19 protein-coding genes are annotated in these 23,330 nt (G+C 33.5%); 15 read left to right on the top strand and 4 right to left on the bottom strand.

The features are described 5' to 3' along the window. Positions 1–72 precede the first annotated feature (72 nt). The 4 genes from rlmF to uvrB all read left to right on the top strand — a co-directional run bounded on the left by rlmF (position 73) and on the right by uvrB (position 4,403). The gene (gene rlmF / locus NYQ10_RS10595) at positions 73–1,023 is read left to right on the top strand and encodes a 23S rRNA (adenine(1618)-N(6))-methyltransferase RlmF (protein WP_289880665.1); all 951 of its coding nucleotides are present in this window, start codon (positions 73–75) and stop codon (positions 1,021–1,023) included. 80 nt (positions 1,024–1,103) lie between these two features. Continuing rightward, positions 1,104–1,340 carry a uroporphyrinogen decarboxylase gene (locus NYQ10_RS10590; RefSeq protein ID WP_276174604.1) on the top strand — a complete coding sequence of 79 codons (237 nt, stop codon included), beginning with the start codon at positions 1,104–1,106 and terminating at the stop codon, positions 1,338–1,340. 85 nt (positions 1,341–1,425) lie between these two features. Beyond that, positions 1,426–2,364: an alpha/beta fold hydrolase gene (locus NYQ10_RS10585; RefSeq protein WP_289880664.1), complete on the top strand. Its 939-nt coding sequence runs from the start codon at positions 1,426–1,428 to the stop codon at positions 2,362–2,364. A 47-nt stretch (positions 2,365–2,411) separates the two neighbouring features. Continuing rightward, positions 2,412–4,403 carry an excinuclease ABC subunit UvrB gene (gene uvrB / locus NYQ10_RS10580; protein ID WP_276174606.1) on the top strand — a complete coding sequence of 664 codons (1,992 nt, stop codon included), beginning with the start codon at positions 2,412–2,414 and terminating at the stop codon, positions 4,401–4,403. Here the strand turns inward: uvrB and NYQ10_RS10575 are convergent. Continuing rightward, on the bottom strand, positions 4,400–4,801 hold the full coding sequence (locus NYQ10_RS10575) for a TerB family tellurite resistance protein (RefSeq protein ID WP_289880662.1): 402 nt from the start codon (positions 4,799–4,801) through the stop codon (positions 4,400–4,402). The two genes, uvrB and NYQ10_RS10575, sit on opposite strands and share 4 nt — an antisense overlap. 57 nt (positions 4,802–4,858) lie before the next feature. Between NYQ10_RS10575 and NYQ10_RS10570 the strand changes: the two genes are divergently transcribed. The 4 genes from NYQ10_RS10570 (at position 4,859) to NYQ10_RS10555 (ending at position 8,299) form a co-directional block, all read left to right on the top strand. After that, entirely contained in the window at positions 4,859–5,659 is an 801-nt protein-coding gene (locus NYQ10_RS10570) for an alpha/beta hydrolase (protein ID WP_289880661.1), read from the top strand. 27 nt (positions 5,660–5,686) lie between these two features. Further along, positions 5,687–6,697 carry a dipeptide epimerase gene (locus NYQ10_RS10565; RefSeq protein WP_289880659.1) on the top strand — a complete coding sequence of 337 codons (1,011 nt, stop codon included), beginning with the start codon at positions 5,687–5,689 and terminating at the stop codon, positions 6,695–6,697. A 1-nt stretch (position 6,698) separates the two neighbouring features. Next, a complete protein-coding gene (locus NYQ10_RS10560; protein ID WP_289880657.1) occupies positions 6,699–7,733 on the top strand; it encodes an aminotransferase class I/II-fold pyridoxal phosphate-dependent enzyme in 1,035 nt (344 codons plus the stop codon). Positions 7,734–7,831: 98 nt separating this feature from the next. Next, positions 7,832–8,299, top strand: a complete 468-nt coding sequence (locus NYQ10_RS10555; protein ID WP_289880655.1) for a DUF1456 family protein — start codon at positions 7,832–7,834, stop codon at positions 8,297–8,299. 170 nt (positions 8,300–8,469) lie between these two features. On the opposite strand, the gene NYQ10_RS10550 is transcribed toward NYQ10_RS10555, so the two are convergent. Together NYQ10_RS10550 and NYQ10_RS10545 are read right to left on the bottom strand one after the other, a co-directional pair. Then, complete coding sequence (locus tag NYQ10_RS10550; protein ID WP_289880653.1) at positions 8,470–9,177, bottom strand: LytR/AlgR family response regulator transcription factor; 708 nt, start codon at positions 9,175–9,177, stop codon at positions 8,470–8,472. 3 nt (positions 9,178–9,180) lie between these two features. Further along, complete coding sequence (locus NYQ10_RS10545; protein WP_289880651.1) at positions 9,181–10,221, bottom strand: sensor histidine kinase; 1,041 nt, start codon at positions 10,219–10,221, stop codon at positions 9,181–9,183. 220 nt (positions 10,222–10,441) lie between these two features. Between NYQ10_RS10545 and NYQ10_RS10540 the strand changes: the two genes are divergently transcribed. Further along, positions 10,442–11,239 carry a DUF5694 domain-containing protein gene (locus tag NYQ10_RS10540; RefSeq protein ID WP_289880650.1) on the top strand — a complete coding sequence of 266 codons (798 nt, stop codon included), beginning with the start codon at positions 10,442–10,444 and terminating at the stop codon, positions 11,237–11,239. A 270-nt stretch (positions 11,240–11,509) separates the two neighbouring features. Here the strand turns inward: NYQ10_RS10540 and sucC are convergent, their stop codons facing one another. Further along, a complete protein-coding gene (sucC, locus tag NYQ10_RS10535) occupies positions 11,510–12,703 on the bottom strand; it encodes an ADP-forming succinate--CoA ligase subunit beta (RefSeq protein ID WP_289880648.1) in 1,194 nt (397 codons plus the stop codon). Positions 12,704–13,119: 416 nt separating this feature from the next. Here sucC and gltB point away from each other — a divergent pair, with 416 nt between their 5' ends. The 6 genes from gltB (at position 13,120) to NYQ10_RS10505 (ending at position 23,264) form a co-directional block, all read left to right on the top strand. Then, positions 13,120–17,637, top strand: a complete 4,518-nt coding sequence (gene gltB / locus NYQ10_RS10530; protein ID WP_289880646.1) for a glutamate synthase large subunit — start codon at positions 13,120–13,122, stop codon at positions 17,635–17,637. A gap of 153 nt (positions 17,638–17,790) precedes the next feature. Beyond that, positions 17,791–19,245 (top strand): glutamate synthase subunit beta, encoded by a 1,455-nt coding sequence (locus NYQ10_RS10525; RefSeq protein WP_142449780.1) that lies wholly within the window; start codon positions 17,791–17,793, stop codon positions 19,243–19,245. Between the two features lie 806 nt (positions 19,246–20,051). Continuing rightward, entirely contained in the window at positions 20,052–21,275 is a 1,224-nt protein-coding gene (gene lysA / locus NYQ10_RS10520; protein WP_289880644.1) for a diaminopimelate decarboxylase, read from the top strand. A 172-nt stretch (positions 21,276–21,447) separates the two neighbouring features. Beyond that, the gene (locus NYQ10_RS10515; RefSeq protein WP_289880641.1) at positions 21,448–21,993 is read left to right on the top strand and encodes a DUF7691 family protein; all 546 of its coding nucleotides are present in this window, start codon (positions 21,448–21,450) and stop codon (positions 21,991–21,993) included. A 396-nt stretch (positions 21,994–22,389) separates the two neighbouring features. Continuing rightward, a complete protein-coding gene (locus NYQ10_RS10510; protein ID WP_289880639.1) occupies positions 22,390–22,839 on the top strand; it encodes a hypothetical protein in 450 nt (149 codons plus the stop codon). Positions 22,840–22,898: 59 nt separating this feature from the next. After that, entirely contained in the window at positions 22,899–23,264 is a 366-nt protein-coding gene (locus tag NYQ10_RS10505; RefSeq protein ID WP_289880638.1) for a hypothetical protein, read from the top strand. The last annotated feature ends 66 nt before the right edge of the window (positions 23,265–23,330 follow it).

Here is a 23,330-nt window from a genome sequence, read left to right as displayed (position 1 = left end):
TATAAATATTACGCTCCTCTGGAGCATTCTTTAAAAAAAGGAATACTTATCTTTGCCTCGAAATCAAGAAAAATGAAAGCAGAAAACAATTCACAAAAAGACAATTTACACCCAAGAAATCTTCATCGTTCTAGATATGATTTCGAAAAACTGATTTCAAATTGTCCAGAATTGAAAGCTTTTATTTCTATCAACAAATTCGGAATAGAAACGGTTGATTTTAGCAATCCCAATGCAGTAAAAACTTTAAATAAAGCGTTACTTCAAACCTATTACAACATTCAAAATTGGGATATTCCTAAGAATTATCTTTGTCCGCCAATTCCTGGGCGTGCAGATTATATTCATTACATAGCCGATTTATTAGCAGAAAGCAACAATAATCAAATTCCTGAAACGCCTCATGTTTTAGGTTTGGATATCGGAACGGGTTCCAATTTAATTTATCCATTATTAGGAAATTCGATTTATAATTGGAGTTTTGTTGGAACTGATATTGAACAAAAATCAATTGACAATTGTGCCAAAATTATTGAAGCCAATCCAAATTTAATCGATTCTATCAGTTTACAACAGCAAACAGAATCTAGATTTATTTTTAAAAATATAATTACACCCGAAGATCGTTTTACATTCACAATGTGTAATCCGCCTTTTCACGCCTCAGCTCAAGAAGCCAATAAAAGCAATTCTAGAAAAGTTTCTAATTTAAATCCGAAAGAAAAAAAAGACGCAAATCCTGTTTTAAACTTTGGCGGACAAAATGCAGAATTGTGGTGCAACGGCGGTGAAATTGGCTTCATTACACAAATGATTTACGAAAGTGTAAAATATGCTTCACAAGTTTTATGGTTTACAACTTTGGTTTCTAAAAAAGAAAATCTTCCTTCGATTTATAAAACTTTAAAGAAAGTAAATGCCGTTTCGGTAAAAACAATCGAAATGTCGCAAGGTCAAAAAAATAGCAGAATTGTGGCTTGGAGCTTTTTTGAAAACCCAAATTCTCAAAAACATTTCTTTTAATCTATTGATTTCCAATAACAAATTTTGATTTTATAGTTTGCTTTTGTTACATTTATTGTAAACTATTTAAAATCAAGATTATGGCAGAATATATTGGTTATCTCGCATCTGTTTTTATTGTTGGAGGTTTCTTGCTCAAAAACCTTAGAACAATCCGATTTATTAATATGTTTGGCTGTATCTGCTTTGTCATTTACGGTATTTTTCTAAACGATTACAGAGATTTCAATCAATGGCTTTGGCCAGTAATTATTCCAAATGCAATTCTAGCATTTGTGCAGATTTACTATCTGACTTCTAAAACTGAAAAATCTTAAAATTATGATACTTTAAAGTAAAATTCTAATACACTTTTAGCCTACTCAAATCGTAACTTTAAGCTTAAAATTGAATTTTATCACCATGTTAAAACAATATTCCCGAATCTTAATTGTATTATTTTTAGTTTCAAGTTGTGCTTCAAAAAAACCAAAATTTGAAGATTATGTTTTTAAAACCAAAAACGAAGAAGCAAATTATCAAGCAGCTTATGATAAAGCTTTGAAACTTTGGAACATTCCTTACACAGAAGAAGATGTAAAAACAAGTTTCGGAACGGCGCATGTTGTAATGGCGGGACCAAAAAACGGAAAAAATCTGGTTTTACTTCACGGAATGGATGCCAGTTCTACCATGTGGTATCCGAATATTAAAGCTTTAACCAAAAATCACCGCGTTTACGCCATCGATTTTATAATGGAGCCCAACAAATCTAATCTTACTGCGAAGCCACTTTCGTCAAAAGATATTCTTGTTTTTTATAATGAAGTTTTCAACCATTATAAATTAAAGAAATTCGATATTGTCGCAGCTTCTCGAGGTGGCTGGATTGCTACTTTATTAGCAACTCAAAAATCCAATTCTATAGATAAAATTGTGCTGTTAAGTCCTGCACAAACGTTTAAATTTATTGATCAGCCTAGAAAAACGTCAGCAGCTTTAATGCTGAAATTTTTTCCAAGTGAAAAGAAATTCGGAAAAACATTGAAGACTTTTTCTACACATCCAGAAAATATCAGTGTCATTTATAAAAGACAATTTTATTTGGCGAATAAATATGCAAAATCAAATTCGAGTATGCTTAAAATGATGCCTTTTTCAGATAAAGAATTAGAATCTATTCAAAATCCTGTTTTGGTTTTAATTGGTGATACTGATGTTATTAATTCTGAAGAAAGTCTAGAGAGAGCAAAAAAATATTTATCAAATAGTAAAACAAAAACTATAAAAGATGCTGGACATTTTTTAACCATCGATCAGCCAAAGACTGTAAATGATGCTGTTATTAATTTTTTAGATTAGCGTTCAAACTTCGTATCTTTACAAAACCAAATTTTCAGTATACGCAAATGAAATTCCAAGTTTCTTCAGAATATAGTCCGAAAGGAGATCAGCCGCAAGCCATACAAAAATTGGCTCAAGGTATTGTCGACGGAGACAAATATCAAACTTTATTAGGAGTTACAGGTTCCGGAAAAACATTTACGGTTGCCAATGTAATTCAGGAAGTGCAAAGACCAACTTTAGTTTTGGCTCACAATAAAACTTTGGCGGCGCAATTGTATTCTGAATTCAAACAATTTTTCCCGAATAATGCGGTTGAATATTTCGTTTCTTATTACGACTATTATCAGCCAGAAGCTTTTATGCCCGTAACTGGAGTTTTTATTGAGAAAGATTTATCTATCAATGAAGAATTGGAGAAAATGCGTTTAAGCACGACTTCTTCCCTGCTTTCAGGAAGACGCGACGTTTTGGTTGTTGCGTCAGTTTCTTGTTTGTATGGTATTGGAAACCCTGTTGAATTTCAGAAAAACGTAATTGAAATTAAAAGAGATCAGGTTATTTCGCGAACTAAATTATTACACAGTTTAGTACAGAGTTTATATGCTAGAACAGAAGCCGATTTTAATCCAGGAACTTTCAGGATTAAAGGAGATACGGTAGAAGTTTATCCGAGTTATGCTGACGATGCTTATCGAATTCATTTCTTTGGAGATGAAATTGAAGAAATCGAAGCATTTGATGCAAAAACTTCTCAGGTAATAGAAAAATTTCAAAGATTAACGATTTATCCTGCCAACATGTTTGTGACTTCTCCAGAAGTTTTACAAGGTGCAATTTGGCAGATTCAGCAAGATTTGGTAAAACAAGTTGATTATTTTAAAGAAATAGGAAAACATCTTGAAGCAAAACGTTTGGAAGAAAGAACCAATTTCGATTTAGAAATGATTCGCGAATTAGGATATTGTTCTGGAATTGAAAATTACTCGCGTTATCTTGACGGACGTGAAGCTGGAACAAGACCTTTCTGTTTATTAGATTATTTTCCAAGTGATTATCTAATGATTATCGACGAAAGTCATGTTACTGTTTCTCAGGTTCATGCCATGTATGGAGGCGACCGAAGCCGAAAGGAAAATTTGGTCGAATATGGTTTCCGACTTCCGGCAGCAATGGACAATCGACCATTAAAGTTTGAAGAATTCGAAGCTTTACAAAATCAAGTTTTATATGTTTCTGCAACGCCTGCCGATTATGAACTTCAAAAATCGGACGGAATTTACGTCGAACAAATTATTCGCCCAACAGGATTATTAGATCCAGTTATCGAAGTGAGACCAAGTTTAAATCAGATTGATGATTTGATCGAAGAAATTCAGGTTCGCTGCGAATTGGACGAAAGGGTTTTAGTGACAACTTTAACCAAAAGAATGGCCGAAGAATTAGCTAAATACTTAACAAAAGTAAATATTCGTTGTCGTTATATCCATTCTGAAGTTGATACTTTAGAACGTATCGAAATCATGCAGGATTTAAGAAAAGGGCTTTTTGATGTTTTAATTGGAGTTAACTTACTTCGTGAAGGTTTAGATTTACCCGAAGTTTCGCTTGTTGCTATTTTAGACGCCGATAAAGAAGGTTTCTTGCGTAATCATAGATCTTTAACACAAACAATTGGGCGTGCGGCGAGAAACTTAAACGGAAAAGCAATTATGTATGCCGATAAAATAACAGCGAGCATGCAGCGAACAATTGATGAAACCGATTACAGAAGAACAAAACAGATTAATTTCAACGTACAAAATAATATCGTTCCTCAGGCTTTAAACAAAAAAATCGAAAGCGCGTTTACCAAAAATCCATTGGTTGAATATGAATTAGGACATCCAATTCCGGTTGCTGCCGAGCCAGAAACAGCTTATTTATCTAAAACGGAATTAGAAAAAATGATTCGCGAAAAGCGTAAAACGATGGAAAAAGCGGCTAAAGAATTAGATTTCTTACAAGCTGCAAAACTTCGTGACGAAATTAAAAAACTACAGGAACAATTGGCTTAATTGTGCTGTTCCTGAAAAATTTCCATTAACACAACTGGATTAATTACCGTATTTGGCGTATTTTTCATCATTTGCAAAACACGTTTTACAGCAGAAAGATTCAATCCCATTTCTAAAGCAATTTGCTGAATCGCTTTAAATTCCTTTTCGTGCAAAACGCCGTCGCAATGCATTAATAAAGCCAATCTGTAGAATTGATTGATGCGCTGCATTTCAGATTTTATAACAATCGGTTTCGTTTCCTGATGAAATAAATCCTGAAATTCTTCATTGCTTATACCCAATTCTAAAGCCACCAATTTTAAAAAATCATGCTCACGCTTATGCAAATGTCCGTCTACAGTGGCGAACATAATCATTTCTAAAAGTAAGCTTCTTTTTTCTGCTTCTGTATTCATCAATTTATTATTTTTAGCTAAAATATTGCTTTTAAATAAAAATACAAAACACGATTAATGAAGAGGATTTTTCTAGCTATTTTATTTTTAATTACCCTTATCGGAAAGGCTCAAGAAAGCACGGCTTCAAAAAATGTAACGACTTTTACAATTGAAGCGCCTCAACTTCATACCTCAAAAAAAATCTGGATTTATCTTCCAGAAAATTATTCTAAAGAAACTCAAAAACGTTATAGCGTTATTTACATGCACGATGCCCAAAATCTGTTTGATGCAAAAACATCATATTCTGGCGAATGGAATGTTGACGAAAAATTAGACAGTTTAAAAGCTCCCGTAATTGTTGTTGGGATTGAACATGGAAACGAAAAACGAATCGAAGAATTAACTCCCTTTAAAAACGAAAAATACGGCGGCGGAAATGCAGACAATTACTTGGAATTTATTGTAAAAACTCTAAAACCACATATCGATAAAAATTACAGAACAAAAACAAAACCAAAAAACACGATTCTTTTCGGAAGCTCGCTTGGCGGTTTATTTTCCTTTTATGGCGCTTTAAAATATCCCGAAGTTTTTGGGAAAGCTGGAGTTTTTTCGCCTTCATTTTGGTTTTCTAACGACATTTATACTTTCACAGAAAAACAATCTAAAATCAAGACTAAAATTTATTTTTTATGTGGCGATAAAGAAAGTGATGATATGGTAAACGATTTAACTAAAATGAAGCGTTTACTAGATACCAAACGCTGTTATTGTCTTCATCTCGACAAAATAAAGATTGTAAAAGATGGTGAACACAATGAAAAACTTTGGCGTGATAATTTTGCTCAAGCATTGCTTTGGCTCGGATATTAATTAAAAAACAAAAAATATATTTTTAAAATGAAACTAATTTTAAGAGAGTACAACTTAAAACTAAAACACACTTTTACCATTTCTAGAGAGTCTATTGATGTACAACCTTCTCTAATTGTCGAATTGCAAAGCGATGGTTTTTCTGGTTTTGGAGAAGCAACCTCAAATCCGTATTATCATATTACAGTTCCGATGATGATTCAGGATTTGGAGAAAATCAGAAGCATTATAGAAAATACCGAGGATGAAACTCCAGAAGTATTTGGGGCAAAAATTCATCCGTATTTAAAAGACGACATGTTTGCTTTGTGTGCTTTAGATTTGGCTTATAATGATTTATATGCTCGTAAAAAAGGCAAAAAATTATACGAATTGTGGAATTACAAAACCGATCATAATCCGCTAACAGATTACACAATCGGAATTGACACGATTGAAAAAATGGTTTTTAAAATGAAAGAACTTCCTTGGCCGATTTATAAAATTAAATTGGGAACTAAGGAAGACATCGAAATTGTAAAAGAACTTAGAAAACACACCAATTCTGTTTTTAGAATCGACGCCAATTGTGGATGGACCGTTGACGAAACTATTAATAATGCAGTTGAATTAAAAAAACTGGGTGTAGAATTTTTAGAACAACCAATGAAAGCAGACAATTGGGAAGGTCATAAAGAAGTATTCAAACATTCTGTTCTGCCAGTAATTGCCGATGAAAGCTGTATTATTGAAGAAGATGTGGCAAAATGTCACAATCATTTTCATGGTGTAAATGTAAAGCTCGTAAAATGTGGCGGACTAACTCCAGGAAAGCGCATGATTGAAGAAGCTAAAAAATTAGGTCTAAAAACAATGGTTGGCTGTATGACCGAATCTACCGTCGGAATTTCTGCGATTGCGCATTTGCTGCCTCAATTGGATTATGTAGATATGGACGGCGCACTTCTTTTGGCAGAAGATATTGCAACTGGAGTAACCATCAAAGACGGTGTAATAAGTTATTCTGATTTAAACGGAACGGGCGTTACACTTTTATAAAATGAAAGTCGAAAAATTTCCAGATCGTATTATTGAAATTGACCAAAATCAGTATTTGTATTTTGGCGGAACTGCTTATTTAGGACTTCCAACAAACAAAAACTTTCAGGATTTAGTCGTTCAGAATATTCTAAAATGGGGAACTACTTACGGAAGTTCCAGAACAGCAAATATTCAATTAACTGCTTATGATGCAGGCGAAACCTTTTTGGCTTCTCATATTGGCTCAGAAAGCGCCGTTACGGTTTCTTCAGGAATGCTGGCTGGGAAATTGGTTTTGGAAAAATTAAAAACAGAAACTGATTTTTTTTTCCATTTGAATGAAATTCATTCCGCTATCCAAATTGAAAATAGTTTTCCTGTTTTTATAAATGAAAAATTGAATGATCGTTTATTAGATTCCAAACCAGAAAAAATAACAATTTTGACTGATGGAGTTCCTTCGTTTCAAACAAAGTCGGTTGATTTATCGTTTTTAAAAAAAATTTCAAAGAGCAAAGAAATTACATTGGTCATTGATGAATCTCATTCTTTGGGAATTGTAAACGAGGATGGTTCAGGAATTTACGCTTCAATTGAATTTCCAATTAAAAGAAAAATCTTGGTTTCATCTTTAGGAAAAGCTTTTGGACTAACTGGAGGTGTTATTGCATCAGATTCTGAATTTATAGCTGGAATAAAAGAAATTGAAACTTTTACAAGCGCGGCGGGAATGAATCCTGCTTTTGTACAAACAATTTATGATGCAAAAGAAATTTATAAAATACAGCACAAAAAGCTGAAAGATAATTTGAGTTATATAGATTCGATTTTAATCAAAAACAACGACATACTTTTTGATCGAAATTATCCTTTAATTTATCTTTTATCGAATGATTTGGTAGAAAAATTAAAGCAAGAAAAAATCATTATTGCGAGTTTTAAATACACAAAAGACGCTGAACCTTTAAATCGAATTGTAATTACAGCAAATCATCTTAAAGAAGATTTAGATAAATTGGTTGGCCTTTTAAATGATTTTAATTCTCAATTTTAATCATTTTAAAAAACTACCTTTGCAAAAAGTAACTAATTAAGTTTTGGATTCCGATAAAAACCTGAAAGCTGAAACAAAAAAAACTTTAAACGAAAAATATGACAAATAACGATATACTTAAAAAACTTCGCGTGGCTTTGATGCTCCGTGATGACCAAATAGTTGAAATTTTAGAATTAGTAGATTTTAGAATTTCGAAATCTGAACTTGGTGCTTTTTTTAGAGCCGAAGATCATCCAAATTATATGGAATGCGGCGATCAGGTTTTGAGAAACTTCTTAAACGGATTGGTAATTCATTTAAGAGGAACTAAAGAAAATCCTAAAAACCCAACGGATGTTTTAGCAAAGCATAAAGCTGAAATTCCGAAGAAAGAAACTTCGAAAGAAAGACCTGAATTTAAGGCAACTCCAAAAGATTCTGAAAAATTTAGAGGTGATCAAAAACCATCAAAATCAGGTTCAGCAACTGGAAAACCTAAGAAGAAATCATTCCCAAAAGGAAATGGAAAACCAGCTGTCGTAGAAAAAGTTGTTTTTAAAAACGGCAATAAGAAAAAATCTTAATTGAGGATTTAACCGCAATCCCGATAGCTATCGGGAGCAAGGTTTTTTACTTAAAAAACTAAATATAAACGCAAAGTTCGCAAAGCTTTATCCATATAGCTTTGCGAACTTTGCTTTTGTATTCACAATACTTAGTCAAAAATCCTTGCGCACTTTGCGGTTAAAAAAATTTATATCTTATTCTCCTCTATTTTACCAAAAAAAGTCTCTTTAAAAGTCGCTCCAATTGGCAATTCTTTTCCATTTATAAAAACCGAAAAATTATCTGTAGATTCGATATGTTTTAAAGAAACAACATAGGATTTATGAATCTGAATGAATTCCGTTTCTGGAAGAGACTCTATTACGTTTTTTAAAGACGAATGAGTAATAATTTGTTGTTTTTCAGTATGAATGCAAACATAATTCTGGAGACTTTCTACATATAAAATTTCTGTCAAAAATACTTTCTGAAATTTATTCTTTCCATCAGTTTTAATAAAAAGAAAATCTAGCAGATTACTCTGATTAGAAACTACTGTTTTAGGTTCAGAATTCAGCTTAGAAACAGCCTGATAAAAACGTTCGAAAGAGATAGGTTTTAATAAATAATCAACTGCATTCAACTCAAAACCTTCTAAGGCAAAATCTGGATAAGCCGTTGTAAAAATGACTTTTATATTTTTAGAAATGATTCTAGAAAGCTGCAAACCTGTCAATTGAGGCATTTGAATATCCAAAAAAATTACATCAACAGATTGTGTATTTAAAAATTCTAATGCTTTTAGAGAATCATTAAAAACCCCAACTTTTTCTAGGAAATTTACCTTTCCGATATAGTTTTCTAATATTCGAGTTGCAGGCGGTTCATCATCTACAATAATACATTTAAAAGCCATAGATTAGTTTTTTAGTGGTATTTTCAAGTATGTCTTAAAGGTATTATTTTCTTCTGTTTTTTCAAGAATAAATTGGTCTTTATACATATATTCGAGTCTTTTCGTTAGGTTCTCAAAACCAATTCCTGTAGAAGAATAATTTTCTCCATTTACATTATAATTAAAAGTTGAAATCTCTAAAAATCCTTTTTTTATTTGAATTGAGATGAATGCTTTTTCTTTTTCATTATTTAGTTTTCCATGCTTAAAAACATTCTCAACAAAATGAATTAAAGCCGAAGAAAGAATTCTTTCATTTGAATATTCTCCTTCAACAGAAAAATCCAAAAATAGCTGATCTTCAAAGCGTTTTTTCTGTAAATGAATATAGTTTTGAATAAACTGGATTTCTTTTGATAGTATAGCTTCATCTTTATCTGTTTCGGTAATAACGTATCGAAGCAAATCTGAAAGAACCAAAATATCATCAGCCATTTCATCATCTTTCAAAACTAGCTGGCTATAAAAAGAGTTCAAAGTATTAAACAAGAAGTGCGGACTCACCTGCGCTTTAAGCATTTGAAATTCAGCTTTTTTATTTTCCAAAAGCAATTCCTGATTTAGATGTTGCTCAGTTTGAAACTGCCAAAACAAAAAAGTCAATGCGCTTAAAATTACAGCTGGCAATCCGTAGAAAAAATTGTCTTTTATGTAGTAGGTAATTTCTCTTGCTTCTTCATAATAGTTATGCATTCCTGTAATACTATGCATAACAACTTCTTCCAAAAAATAACGAATAGCTGTAAAAAGCAATAACGAAACTGGAATTGTTAGAATATAAAACAGTAATTTCTTTTTGTTTAAAAACCAATCACAAAAGAAATAAAAATTGAGAATGTAGATAATAAAAACAGCCAGTAAATAAACTGGGGTAATTCCTAAATAAATAGCTTTCAATACAATTTTTATTTCCCTATTATTCAGTCCAATATCCCAAAAAATATAAGTTAGAAATAATAAAAAGAAAAAGACAATATGATAGTAAAATGGAATTTTTGATTTCATAGTTTTTGATAATTACCTCAAAAATACAATTAAGCCATAAATAGAAAATTATATTTATTTAAAAGATACTTTTTTAGTGATGAACTATCAAAAACGTTACACGAAATTATTAACCAATAAATTTTGAGCGTTTATAAAATGAAATTCTAGGTTCATCAAAAACAAAAAAAAGAGGTCAAAACGTGACATAAATTTGCCATGAATTTAAAACCAAAACGTCATGCAAAAAATCATTTTATTACTAGCAATTATTACATTAAACTTAACTTCTGCTCAAACTAAGAAAAAGCAAATTTTATTGGTTGGAACTTTTCATTATGCGAATCCTGGTCTTGATGTTGCTCAACTGAACAATTTTAATATTATGTCTGAAAAGAGTCAAAAAGAACTCGAGATTATGAGTGATAAAATCAAAAAATTTGGTCCTGACAAAATATTTGTGGAATGGGAATTTAGCAAACAAGCCGACTTAGACAAGTTTTACAATAAAGATTCCGACAGTCTTTTTAGAACTAACAAAAACGAAATAACGCAACTGGCACTTCGTACTGCTAAAAAACTGAACCATAAAAAATTATACGGAATGAATCTTTATACTTCTTTTCCGTATGATAGCTTAATGATGTCAATGGAAAAAGCCAACCAAAAGCAGTTAATGGAGAAAAATAAGTTGACAACTAAAAATTTTGAAAAACAACATAACGATAAAATTAGAAAAAGTTCGTTACAAGAAATGATGCTGTATTACAATACAAAACAAACTGAAAATGAAAATCTTCAATGGTATTTGGAAATAGCAAATAGAGCTGGAAATCCGGATGATTTTACTGGACCATCTTTAGTTTCAAATTGGTACAAGAGAAACTTATACATGTATTCATTAATTCAAAAATTAACTGAAAGTACCGATAATAAAATAATGGTTTTAGTAGGCGCTGGTCATGCTGCAGTTATTAGAGAATTTATAATGCATGATCCTACATTCGAAATTGTGGATTTGGCTACTGTTTTTAAATAATATTTTATTTTAACCGCAAAGCACACAAAGAATTACGCAAAGTTCGCAAAGTTTTTTAGCCATAGATTATTTAGATTAAAAGGATTTTTTTTTAAATCTGTGTTAATCCAAATAATCTGTGGCAAACTTTTTAAGCAAATCGCTTTGCGAACTTTGCGTTTGTATTCATAATCTTTGTAAAAAAAATTGCGTGCTTTGCGGTTAAATCACAAAAAAAAAATCCACTCCTTTCGGAATGGATTTTCTATATAAATTGATTTCTTATTTTAATTAAGAAAGAGCAGCTTTAACTTGGTCAGCAGCTTCTTGGAATTGAACTGCAGATAAGATTGGCATACCAGAGTTGTCAATCAATTCTTTTGCAATTTCAGCATTTGTTCCTTGCAAACGAACGATAATTGGCACATTGATAGCGTCACCCATGTTTTTGTAAGCATCAACAACACCTTGAGCAACACGGTCACAACGAACGATTCCTCCGAAAATGTTAATTAAAATAGCTTTTACGTTTGGATCTTTCAAGATAATTCTGAAAGCAGTTTCAACACGTTTTGCGTCAGCAGTTCCTCCTACGTCAAGGAAGTTAGCAGGCTCAAAACCAGCGTATTTAATTAAGTCCATAGTTGCCATTGCAAGACCAGCTCCGTTTACCATACATCCTACAGTACCGTCAAGGTCAACATAGTTAAGACCAACTTCTTTAGCTTCAACTTCGATTGGATTCTCCTCACGGATATCTCTCATTTCAGCATATTTAGCTTGTCTGTATAAAGCGTTATCGTCGATATTAACTTTAGCATCAACAGCTAAAATTTTGTTATCAGATGTTTTTAAAACTGGGTTGATTTCGAACATAGAAGCATCAGAACCAATGTAAGCATTGTAAAGTGCGTCGATGAATTTCACCATTTCTTTGAAAGCATTTCCAGAAAGACCTAAATTGATAGCAATTCTTCTAGCTTGGAAACCTTGTAATCCTACAGAAGGATCGATTTCTTCAGTAAAGATTAAGTGTGGAGTGTGTTCTGCAACTTCTTCAATATCCATTCCACCTTCAGTAGAATACATAATCATGTTGCGTCCTGTACCTCTATTCAATAAAACAGAAACATAAAATTCAGAAGTTTCGCTTTCTCCAGGATAGTACACATCTTCAGCAACTAATACTTTGTTAACTTTTTTACCTTCAGGCGGAGTCTGAGGTGTAATTAATTGCATTCCGATGATTTGTTCTGCTAACTCTTCAACTTGCTGTAAGTTTTTTGCCAGCTTAACTCCACCACCTTTTCCACGACCACCTGCGTGAATTTGTGCTTTAATTACATGCCATCCTGTTCCAGTTTCGGCAGTTAATTGTTTTGCAGCAGCCACAGCTTCAACTGCATTATTAGCCACGATTCCGCGTTGCACGCGTACTCCGTAACTCGCTAAAATTTCTTTTCCTTGATATTCGTGTATGTTCATAATATTGAATTTGTCTGGTCCTGAATTTATTTCAGAATAAAAGTGCGACAAAAGTAACAAAATACAACTTAATAGGAAAATCTTTTTCAATTAAATAAATGTTATATATAGGTATTAAGCGTTGACAATTTATCAAAGCAAACAAATCGTTAACGGAATAATTTGTTAATGTTAACACAAACTATACAAAACGTTTGATATTTAACAAAAAATTCATAGGTTTTATTGACCTCCCGACGATTTTTCCTAATATATTTTAAGAGTAATTATATTTTTAGCAATTCGCGATGCTTTATATAATAATATTAATAATTAAGAACCCATTTTCTAATATTACAGCAAAAATGAAAGCAAAAGCATAATTTCAATACATTATGTTTAACGAAATCTTTATTTTTGTAAAAAAAATATCAAGAATGAGAGTTAAAGAACAAGGGCTTTATCTGCCTGAATTTGAACACGACAATTGTGGTGCAGGATTTATTTGTAATTTGAATGGTATTAAGTCAAATGATATTATTCACAAAGCATTAGACATCTTAATTAAATTAGAACATCGTGGTGCCGTTAGTTCTGATGGAAGAACTGGTGACGGAGCCGGAATTTTATTCGACATTCCTCATGATTTTTTTAAGAAAGTATGTGACTTTGAAATCCCTGAAGCGCGTGAATATGCAGTAGGAATGGTTTTTTTACCAAAAAGCAAAAACCAGGTTTCTTTTTGCATTAATGCATTTGAGGCTACTATTAAAGACCAAAACTTAAAAGTTTTAGGTTGGAGAGATGTGCCAGTTGACGTTGAAAATTTAGGTGAAATTGCCGCAGAAAAAGAACCAACAATTAAACAAGTTTTCGTTTCTAAAAACGGACAAGATTTAACTGAACAGGAATTTAATGCAAAACTTTTTGCAGCTAGAAAAATTGCTGAACATGCCGTAAGAGGATCAAAAACCTCAGAAAGCCACATGTTTTATTTTACTAGTTTATCGACAACTACTATAATATATAAAGGTCTATTGATGCCGGAAGACATCAGCCGTTATTATATAGATTTGAAAGATCCAGACTTGGTGACGCGTTTAGCGCTTGTACACCAACGTTTCTCTACAAATACATTCCCATCTTGGGACTTAGCTCAACCGTTTAGATACATGTGTCATAATGGTGAGATCAACACACTTCGCGGAAACGTAAGCCGTATGCGTGCTCGTGAAGAGCTAATGCAGAGCAAAGTTTTTGGCGAGGATATCAAAAAACTATTCCCAATTATCTTAGAAGGAAAATCAGATTCTGCTTCGATGGATATGGTGGTTGAACTTTTATTAATGACTGGTCGTTCTCTTCCAGAGGCAATGATGATGGTTGTTCCTGAAGCTTGGGAAAAACACCAAACAATGTCTCCAGAAAAAAGAGCTTTCTATGAGTACAATGCTTGTATCATGGAGCCTTGGGATGGTCCTGCTTCTATTCCATTTACAGATGGAAACGTAATTGGTGCATTATTAGACAGAAACGGATTGCGTCCTTCTCGTTATACATTAACGAAAAGTGGATTCGTAATTATGTCATCTGAAATTGGTGTATTAGACATCGATCCAGAAGATGTAATCCAACACGGTCGTTTAGAGCCAGGAAAAATGTTCTTGGTTGATATGAATGAAGGTCGTATCATCGAAGACGAAGAAGTTAAGAAAGCGATAGTTACAAAACGTCCGTACCAACAATGGGTTGACGAAAACTTATTGCCATTAGCTAGTGTTCCTTATACAAACAACCCTACTCCTGTTGAAAAATTAGATTTCTTAACAAGACAACGTTTGTTTGGTTATACAATTGAAGATTTAAAAACAATCATCAACCCAATGGGTAGCGACGGAGCTGAAGCAATTAGTTCTATGGGTAACGATACGCCTTTGGCAGTTCTTTCTGATCAGCCACAGTTGTTGTACAATTACTTCAAACAATTATTCGCGCAGGTTACTAACCCGCCGTTGGATGGTATTCGTGAAGAAATTATTACTGATATCAGTTTAGCGATTGGTGGAGATTTCAATATTTTCGAAATTGAATCTAAACAATGTAAAAAATTAAAAATCCAAAATCCAGTAGTTTCTAACGAGGATTTGGATAAAATCAGAAATATTGATCACCCAGATTTCAAATCGGCTACTATTTCTACTTTATATAAAATAGAAAAAGGAGTTAACGGTTTAGAGCGTGCTCTTGAAAAATGTGTTCAGGCTACTTTTAAAGCAGTTGAAGAAGGATGCAATATCATCATCTTATCTGATAGAGGTGTAAGCGAAGAATTAGCTCCAATTCCAATGTTATTAGCTTGTTCTTACATTCACCACTCTTTGAACATTTTACAGGTTCGATCTAAATTCGGAATCATCATCGAATCTGCTGAACCTAGAGAACCTCATCATTTTGCTTTATTGTTTGGATATGGTGCAAGCGCAATCAATCCTTACATGGTAAACGAAATCATTCACGATCAAGTTGAAAAAGGTTTCATTACAAAAGTAAAAGCAGATTACGCAGTTGTAAACTACAACAAAGCAATCGCAAAAGGAATCGTAAAAATCATGAACAAAATTGGTATCTCTACTTTACATTCATACAGAGCTGCTCAGATTTTCGAGATTTTAGGTTTAAACAAAACATTTACATCTAAATACTTCCCTTACACGCCATCAAGAATTGAAGGAATTGGTTTAATGGAAGTGGAAAAAGAGGTTAAAAAACGTTTCCAAAAAGCTTTCCCAAATTCAAAAATTGCAAACTTGCTTTCTCTTGAAATTGGAGGTATTTACAGATGGAGACGTGGTGGAGAAAAACACATGTTTAACCCAACAACGATTTCTAAATTACAGCAGGCAGTTCGTTTAAACAGCCCAGAAAGCTATAAAGAATATGCAAACGCTGTAAACGAGCAAAGCTCAAACTTAATGACTATTAGAGGTTTATTTGAATTCAATAATTTAGATCCAATTTCTATTGATGAAGTTGAGCCTTGGACAGAAATCGTTAAGAAATTCAAAACGGGTGCGATGTCTTACGGATCTATCAGTAGAGAAGCACACGAGAATTTAGCGATTGCCATGAACAGAATTGGCGGAAAAAGTAACTCTGGAGAAGGTGGAGAAGATCCAAAACGTTTCCAGAAAGAAATTAACGGAGATTCTAGAAATAGTGCTATCAAACAAGTTGCATCAGGACGTTTTGGTGTTTCTATCAACTATTTGACAAACGCAAGAGAAATCCAAATCAAAATGGCTCAGGGAGCAAAACCTGGTGAAGGTGGACAATTACCTGGAGAAAAAGTAGTGCCTTGGATTGCTGAAACGAGAAACTCTACACCTTATGTAGGTTTGATTTCTCCTCCTCCTCACCACGATATTTACTCAATTGAGGATTTATCTCAGTTAATTTACGATTTGAAAAATGCAAACCGTGAAGCTCGTATCAACGTAAAATTAGTTTCTGAAGTTGGAGTTGGAACCATCGCTGCCGGTGTTGCCAAAGCAAAAGCTGACGTTATCTTAATTTCTGGTTACGACGGAGGAACGGGAGCTGCACCATTAACATCTTTACAGCACACAGGTATTCCGTGGGAACTTGGTTTAGCTGAAGCTCAGCAGACTTTGATCTTAAACGATTTAAGAAGCCGTGTAGTTTTAGAATGTGACGGACAGTTAAAAACAGGTCGTGACGTAGCCATCGCAGCTTTATTAGGGGCTGAAGAATTCGGTTTTGCAACGGCTCCGCTTGTAGCTTCTGGATGTATCATGATGAGAGCTTGTCATTTAAATACTTGTCCGGTTGGTATTGCAACTCAAGATCCTGAATTGAGAAAAAATTTCAAAGGAACTCCAGAGCACGTAATCAACTTCATGTATTTCATTGCTGAGGAGTTAAGAGAAATCATGGCTCAATTAGGTTTCAGAACTTTAAAAGAAATGGTGGGTCAGTCACAAAAATTAAATGTGAACAAAGCCATCAAACATTATAAAGCAAATGGTTTAGACTTGTCATCAATTCTATACAAACCGGAAAAAGCGAAAACAGAGCCAAATCATAATACAACAACTCAAGATCACCAACTTGAAAATGTATTGGATTTTGACATCATTAAAGAAGCGATTCCGTCTATCTATAGAAAAGAGAAAACAAGAGTAACTTTTAAAATTAAAAATACAGACCGTTCTGTAGGTGCGATTTTGAGTAACGAAATCTCAAAAATCTACGGCGCACAAGGATTACCTGATGACACTATTTTAGTTGATTTTGAAGGTTCTGCCGGACAAAGTTTTGGTGCTTTTGCAACAAACGGATTGTCATTTAAAATTCACGGAAACTGTAATGATTATTTAGGAAAAGGTCTTTCTGGAGGAAAACTAATTGTAAAAGTACCTCCTACTGCAACTTTCAAACCTGAAGACAACATCATTATTGGAAACGTTGCCCTTTACGGAGCTATTACCGGAGAGGCTTATATTAATGGAATGGCCGGAGAGCGTTTCTGTGTGAGAAATTCTGGAGCAACAGCTGTTGTTGAAGGAATTGGAGATCACGGATGCGAATACATGACCGGTGGTACAGTAGTAGTTTTAGGAAAAACAGGAAGAAACTTCGCAGCTGGTATGAGCGGTGGTGTAGCTTATGTTTACGATCCAAATAAGAAATTCGATTCTACAGTTTGTAACATGGAAATGGTTGCATTCGATCCGTTGGAAGAAGAGGACGTTACGAAACTAAGAAAACTGATCAAAAATCATTCATTGTACACAAGCAGTCCATTAGCAAAAAGAATTTTAGCAGACTGGGAAAACCAACAACAGCACTTCGTAAAAGTAATGCCAACTGATTACAAAAAAGCATTAAAACGAATTGCAGAAGAAAAACAAATAGAAGAATTAATAGCGGGATAAATGATTTTAGATTTTAGAGTTCAGATTTTAAAAACTTAACCGCAAAGCTTTGCGAACTTAAAACACTTAAAAAAGCAAAAAAAAGACCTTGCGTCCTTTGCGGTCAAAAAAATTAGAACTTTAGAATTATCATTTACATTTAATTAAAATGTCATGGGTAAAATAGGCGGATTTAAAGAATATAACAGAGCCGATGAAAGTAATTTAGCAGTAGCAGAACGTGTTTCGAACTACAACGAATTTACTATTCCGGTACCAAAAGATAAATTAAAAGAACAAGGATCAAGATGTATGGACTGTGGAATTCCTTTTTGCCACAGTGGTTGTCCGTTAGGAAATTTAATTCCTGACTTCAACGACATGGTGCATCAAGAAGAATGGCAAAGTGCATTAGAGATTTTACAATCTACTAATAACTTCCCTGAATTTACAGGACGCTTATGCCCTGCTCCATGTGAGAAATCATGTGTCTTAGGAATCATCAAAGATCCGGTTTCTATCGAAAACATCGAGAAAAGCATCATCGAAAGAGGTTTCGCTGAAGGATGGATCAAACCGCAGCCACCAAAAACAAGAACTGGTAAAACAGTTGCCGTTATTGGTTCTGGACCTGCAGGATTAGCGGCCGCTCAGCAATTAAACAGAGCTGGTCACACCGTTACTGTTTTTGAAAGAGACAATGCCATTGGAGGTTTATTACGTTACGGAATTCCAAATTTCAAATTAGAAAAAGGAATTATCGACAGACGTGTAGTTGTTCTTGAAGCAGAAGGAATCACTTTCAAAACTAACGTAAATGTTGGAGTTAACTTCAGCGTAGAAGAATTAAACGCATTCGATTCTATCGTTTTATGCGGAGGAGCAACTGAAAGAAGAAGCTTGCCAACTAAAGGAATCGAAAGCAAAGGCGTTGTTCAGGCAATGGATTTCTTGACACAGCAGACTAAAGTTTTATTTGGAGAATCAATTCCAGATCAGGTTAAAGCAACTGGTAAAGATGTAATCGTTATTGGTGGTGGAGATACGGGTTCTGACTGTATTGGAACTTCTAACAGACACGGAGCAAAATCGGTAACTAACTTTGAGATTTTACCAAAACCTCCAGTTGGAAGAAGCGAGTCAACTCCTTGGCCTTTCTGGCCGTTGCAGTTAAAAACATCATCTTCTCACGAAGAAGGTTGCGACAGAAACTGGTTGATCAACACTAAAGAATTCATTTCTAACGATAAAGGCGAATTAACAGGATTAAAAACTGTTGAAGTACAATGGAAAATGACTCCAGGTCAGCGTCCAGAATTAATCGAAAAAGAAGGTTCTGAAAAAATCTGGCCTTGCGATTTAGCTTTATTGGCTCTTGGATTTACAGGTCCTGAGAAAACATTAAGCGAGCAATTAGGAATCGAAACTGATATGAGAAGCAACTACAAAGCGCATAACTATCAAACAAACGTTCCTCATATCTTCACAGCTGGAGATATGCGTCGTGGACAATCATTAATCGTGTGGGCTATTTCAGAAGGTCGCGAAGCAGCAAGGGAAGTAGATTTGTTCTTAATGGGCTCTACAAACTTGCCTACTAAAGGAAAAGGAGATTTACCGAGCTTATAATTTAAGCTTCTGAGATACTGAGATGCTAAGGTTCTAAGTTTTTTTCCTTGCATTTTATTTAATCTTTATTCCGATAAACAACATAACTACTAACAAACCCTTGAATTGATATTCAGGGGTTTTGTTTTTTTTAGCCACAGATTATATGGATTAAATGGATTTTTTCTTTTTGTTTGCCACTACCCGAGCGATCGCGAACTGGCGAAGCAATTTCACAAATTTCCACAAATTTTTATTTTCTGACCGATTTCAATTTCAAACATAGCCCGTGGTTTCAACCATGGGAACGCAATAAATGATTACCGTAACGTTTCCCGTGGTTGAAACCACGGGCTATGTTTTATACATTTTGAGAAAAATCCAAAATTAAAAATTTGCGGTAATTTGTGTAATTTGTGGTAAAAAAAATTTCTCATTTCGAAGCATCACAATTGGCATTTTAATAAACATAGTTCCCGCTTTCGGCTATATCTCTCCGTTCCACTGCGAGGATACCACCTCAATCGGGGCTAAATTCAAACAGTTGGCTTCTTTTAAAAATCAGCCAAAAAATCCATTTAATCCATATAATCTGTGGCAAAAAATTCTCAGCAGCATTTATAAATTAGTGTAATTTGTGAAATTCGTGGCAAAAAATCTTTGTAACTTTGCAACTCTGCCCCTTTGAACCTCCTACCACGTTATAAAAATTCAAAACAAGCAACTTTTTGTTTAAAAACAAACAATTTGTTACAATTTGTTATTTTTCTACAATTTATTTGCTGGTAATCAAAAGTGTAATAACTTTGCCCAAAATGATTTATAAAATGCAAGCAAAAGATTTACTGCAGTTAGCAGACCAATTTGGAAGTCCATTGTATGTTTACGATGCCGAAAAAATCCAATCTCAGTACAATAGATTAACTAAAGCTTTCTCTAAGGTAGAAAACTTAAGAGTTAATTACGCCATGAAGGCATTGTCAAACGTTGCGATTCTTCAGTTATTAAAGAACATGGGGTCTGGTTTAGATACTGTATCAATTCAGGAAGTTCAGTTAGGACTTCACGCTGGCTATGAACCCGAAAGAATTTTCTTTACACCAAACGGCGTTTCTCTAGAAGAAATCGAAGAAGTTGCTGCAATGGGTGTACAAATCAATATCGACAATTTATCTATTCTGGAGCAATTCGGAACAAAACATCCACATATTCCAGTATGTATTCGTATCAATCCACACGTAATGGCGGGCGGAAACGCAAACATTTCTGTTGGACACATCGATAGTAAATTCGGAATTTCTGTTCACCAGATACCGCATATCTTGCGAATTGTTGAAAACACAAAAATGAGCATTGTTGGAATTCACATGCACACAGGATCTGATATTTTAGATATCGAAGTGTTCTTGTACGCTGCTGAAATCCTGTTTGATACAGCTAAACATTTCAAAGATTTACAATTCTTAGATTTCGGAAGCGGATTCAAAGTGCCTTACAAAAAAGACGATATCGAAACAGACATCGAAGAATTAGGTAAAAAATTATCTAAAAGATTCAATGCATTCTGTACAGAATATGGAAGAGATTTAACGCTGATTTTCGAACCAGGAAAATTCTTGGTAAGCGAAGCAGGTCATTTCTTAGTAAAAGTAAACGTAGTAAAACAAACAACTTCAACAGTTTTCGCAGGAATCGACAGTGGTTTCAACCACTTAATTCGTCCGATGTTTTACGGATCTTCACACCATATTGAAAACATTTCTAATCCAAAAGGAAAAGAACGTTTTTACTCTGTTGTAGGATACATTTGCGAGACTGATACTTTCGCCAACAACCGTAGAATCGCAGAAATTACAGAAGGTGACATTTTAGAGTTCAGAAATGCAGGAGCATATTGTTTCTCAATGTCTTCAAACTACAATTCAAGATACAAACCAGCTGAAGTTCTTTGGATGAACGGAAAAGGAATCTTAATTCGTCAAGCCGAAACTTTTGAAGATTTACTTAAAAATCAAATTCCGTTGCCAGAAGAAGTTGCTGCTGCGGTTTAACAATAGAAAAAAAAGGAATATCACCCTAATCCCGTTTCTTAATTGAGGCGGGATTTTTTTATTGCAGATTTTTAAATTAAAATTTTAATGTAATTATGGAACTTATTACTGAAATCTAAAAAGTAAGAAAATTTTTATATATTTGCAAGACTAATTTAAAATGCAAACTAAAATGGGATATTACATAACTAGCTATTTAACAGATAGCTCAGAAATAAAAAAAATTTACGGAAGTAAAAATGAAAAATTATTAGCTACACTTATAAAAGAACTTTCTGAAGAATTAAATTCATTAAATGAAGATTTTGATTATGAACTTACAGCAAATAAAAATTCTAAAGAGATATTAACTGACATAATAAATGGTGAGGTCAGGTTTCCAGAAATAGCATTTATGTATGGATATATCTACGAACAGCTTTGCAAATATTATGGAAAAATAATAGCTCCGCCAGGTGATGAATATTCAACACCCTATTACTGGGAAATTCCTAAATCTTCATACAAGGCTTTTATTTCGATTCCCTTCTCAGATGATTTTCCAGAAATTTACAGCATAGAAGTTAACAATTTAGAAACTGAAAGAGATTTATTTCTATCGCTAAAAGAAAGAAAGGGAATTAGTGAAGAAGACTTAAATATTGAAAAGGAAGATTTCAAATTCATTTTTGCTGAAGCAATTAAACAAAAAAAAGATCTTGTATTTTTTCTTTATTGATTAATTCTTAAATCTAACAACATGACTATATTCATCACAATAACAGCAAGTTAAAACTTTAGCAAGCCAATTCTTTTATATCTAAATAAACTACAATAAAAAAGGAATATCACCCTAATCCCATTTCTTAATTGAGACGGGATTTTTTTATTGTAAATTTTTGAGTTTAGATGTTAGATTATTTGACAACGTTTTGTCAGGCTGAGCGAAATCGAAGCTCACGCAAAGTAACCACCCAGTTTTGTCCCCCGCTAGCGCGAGCGTCCCGCTCGTGAACACAATCTGAGTAAAAAACAAAACTTGACGAGCAAGAGCGAGATGCTCACGCTAGTGAAAAATGTTTTTGTATAAAATAAAAATCCATATTTTAGTATTACCAAATCAGACCCCAAAATCATGAAACCTACAATCCCTCTATTAATTTTATTCTTCCTACTAACAACCAATTCATTCAGCCAAACCCTCACAGATTTAAAACTAAAGCCAAAAGAAATTCCGAAAGGTTACATAGCAAGCGATGGCAATATTTGCATTTCGTCACAAGCTTGTACCTTTTACAACGATATTCAAACCTACAGTAACATTGTGGGAACTGTAAAAAGCAAAGCCATTCAGAGCTTTAAAAACAAAGGAGACAAAGGTTCAATTATGTATTTTGAGTTTGATCACGTTTTTAAAGGCGATCGTTTTCTTCAAGGTTTGCTTTGGGGAAAAGATGGTCAACCAACCGATGAACATCCAGAAGAATATATTGCAAAAGGAAAATTTCTAATTATTTGGAGTTTGAAAGCTGATAGTCCGCTAAAAGAAAAATCCGAAAATAAAGTCGAAACGCTTTTGCAATAAAATCCTAATCAGAGCTTCATTTTAATTGCTTAATTTTGCTCGATAAAAAATAATACAAAATGAAACCACAAATACGAATCCTTTTATATTCCATCTTATTCTTTTTATATCTTACTTCAACGCACTTTTTACTTTCATTGAATGAAAAAATAAAAGGAGATCCGTTTGTTGTTTTGGGAGTTGGTTTCGGAGTTTTAAATCTTATCTATGCTTTTTTTGCTTTAAAGTGGAAGCCTTTGCTTAATGTACTTTGTGCTGTTGCAATTGCTGCTCTTTCTATGTTTTTGGCTTTGCAGTTTACAAACTTACATTTGTTTGTTAATTACGATCCGTATCAGGTTAAAACTGCCATTTTTACGAATGCTATTATCTCCATTATTTTTTGGGAAATTGTGTATCAAGTGAAGATTAGAAAATCTAACTAAATATTTTTCAATTGCCTCCAGCTTTAGCTAGAGCTTAATAATAAAGTCTTTCTCATAGGGCTTTAG

The sequence above is a fragment of the Flavobacterium johnsoniae genome, from assembly GCF_030388325.1.
GTDB classification, from domain to species: domain Bacteria; phylum Bacteroidota; class Bacteroidia; order Flavobacteriales; family Flavobacteriaceae; genus Flavobacterium; species Flavobacterium johnsoniae_C.
This window is presented reverse-complemented; position numbering and strand designations above follow the sequence as displayed.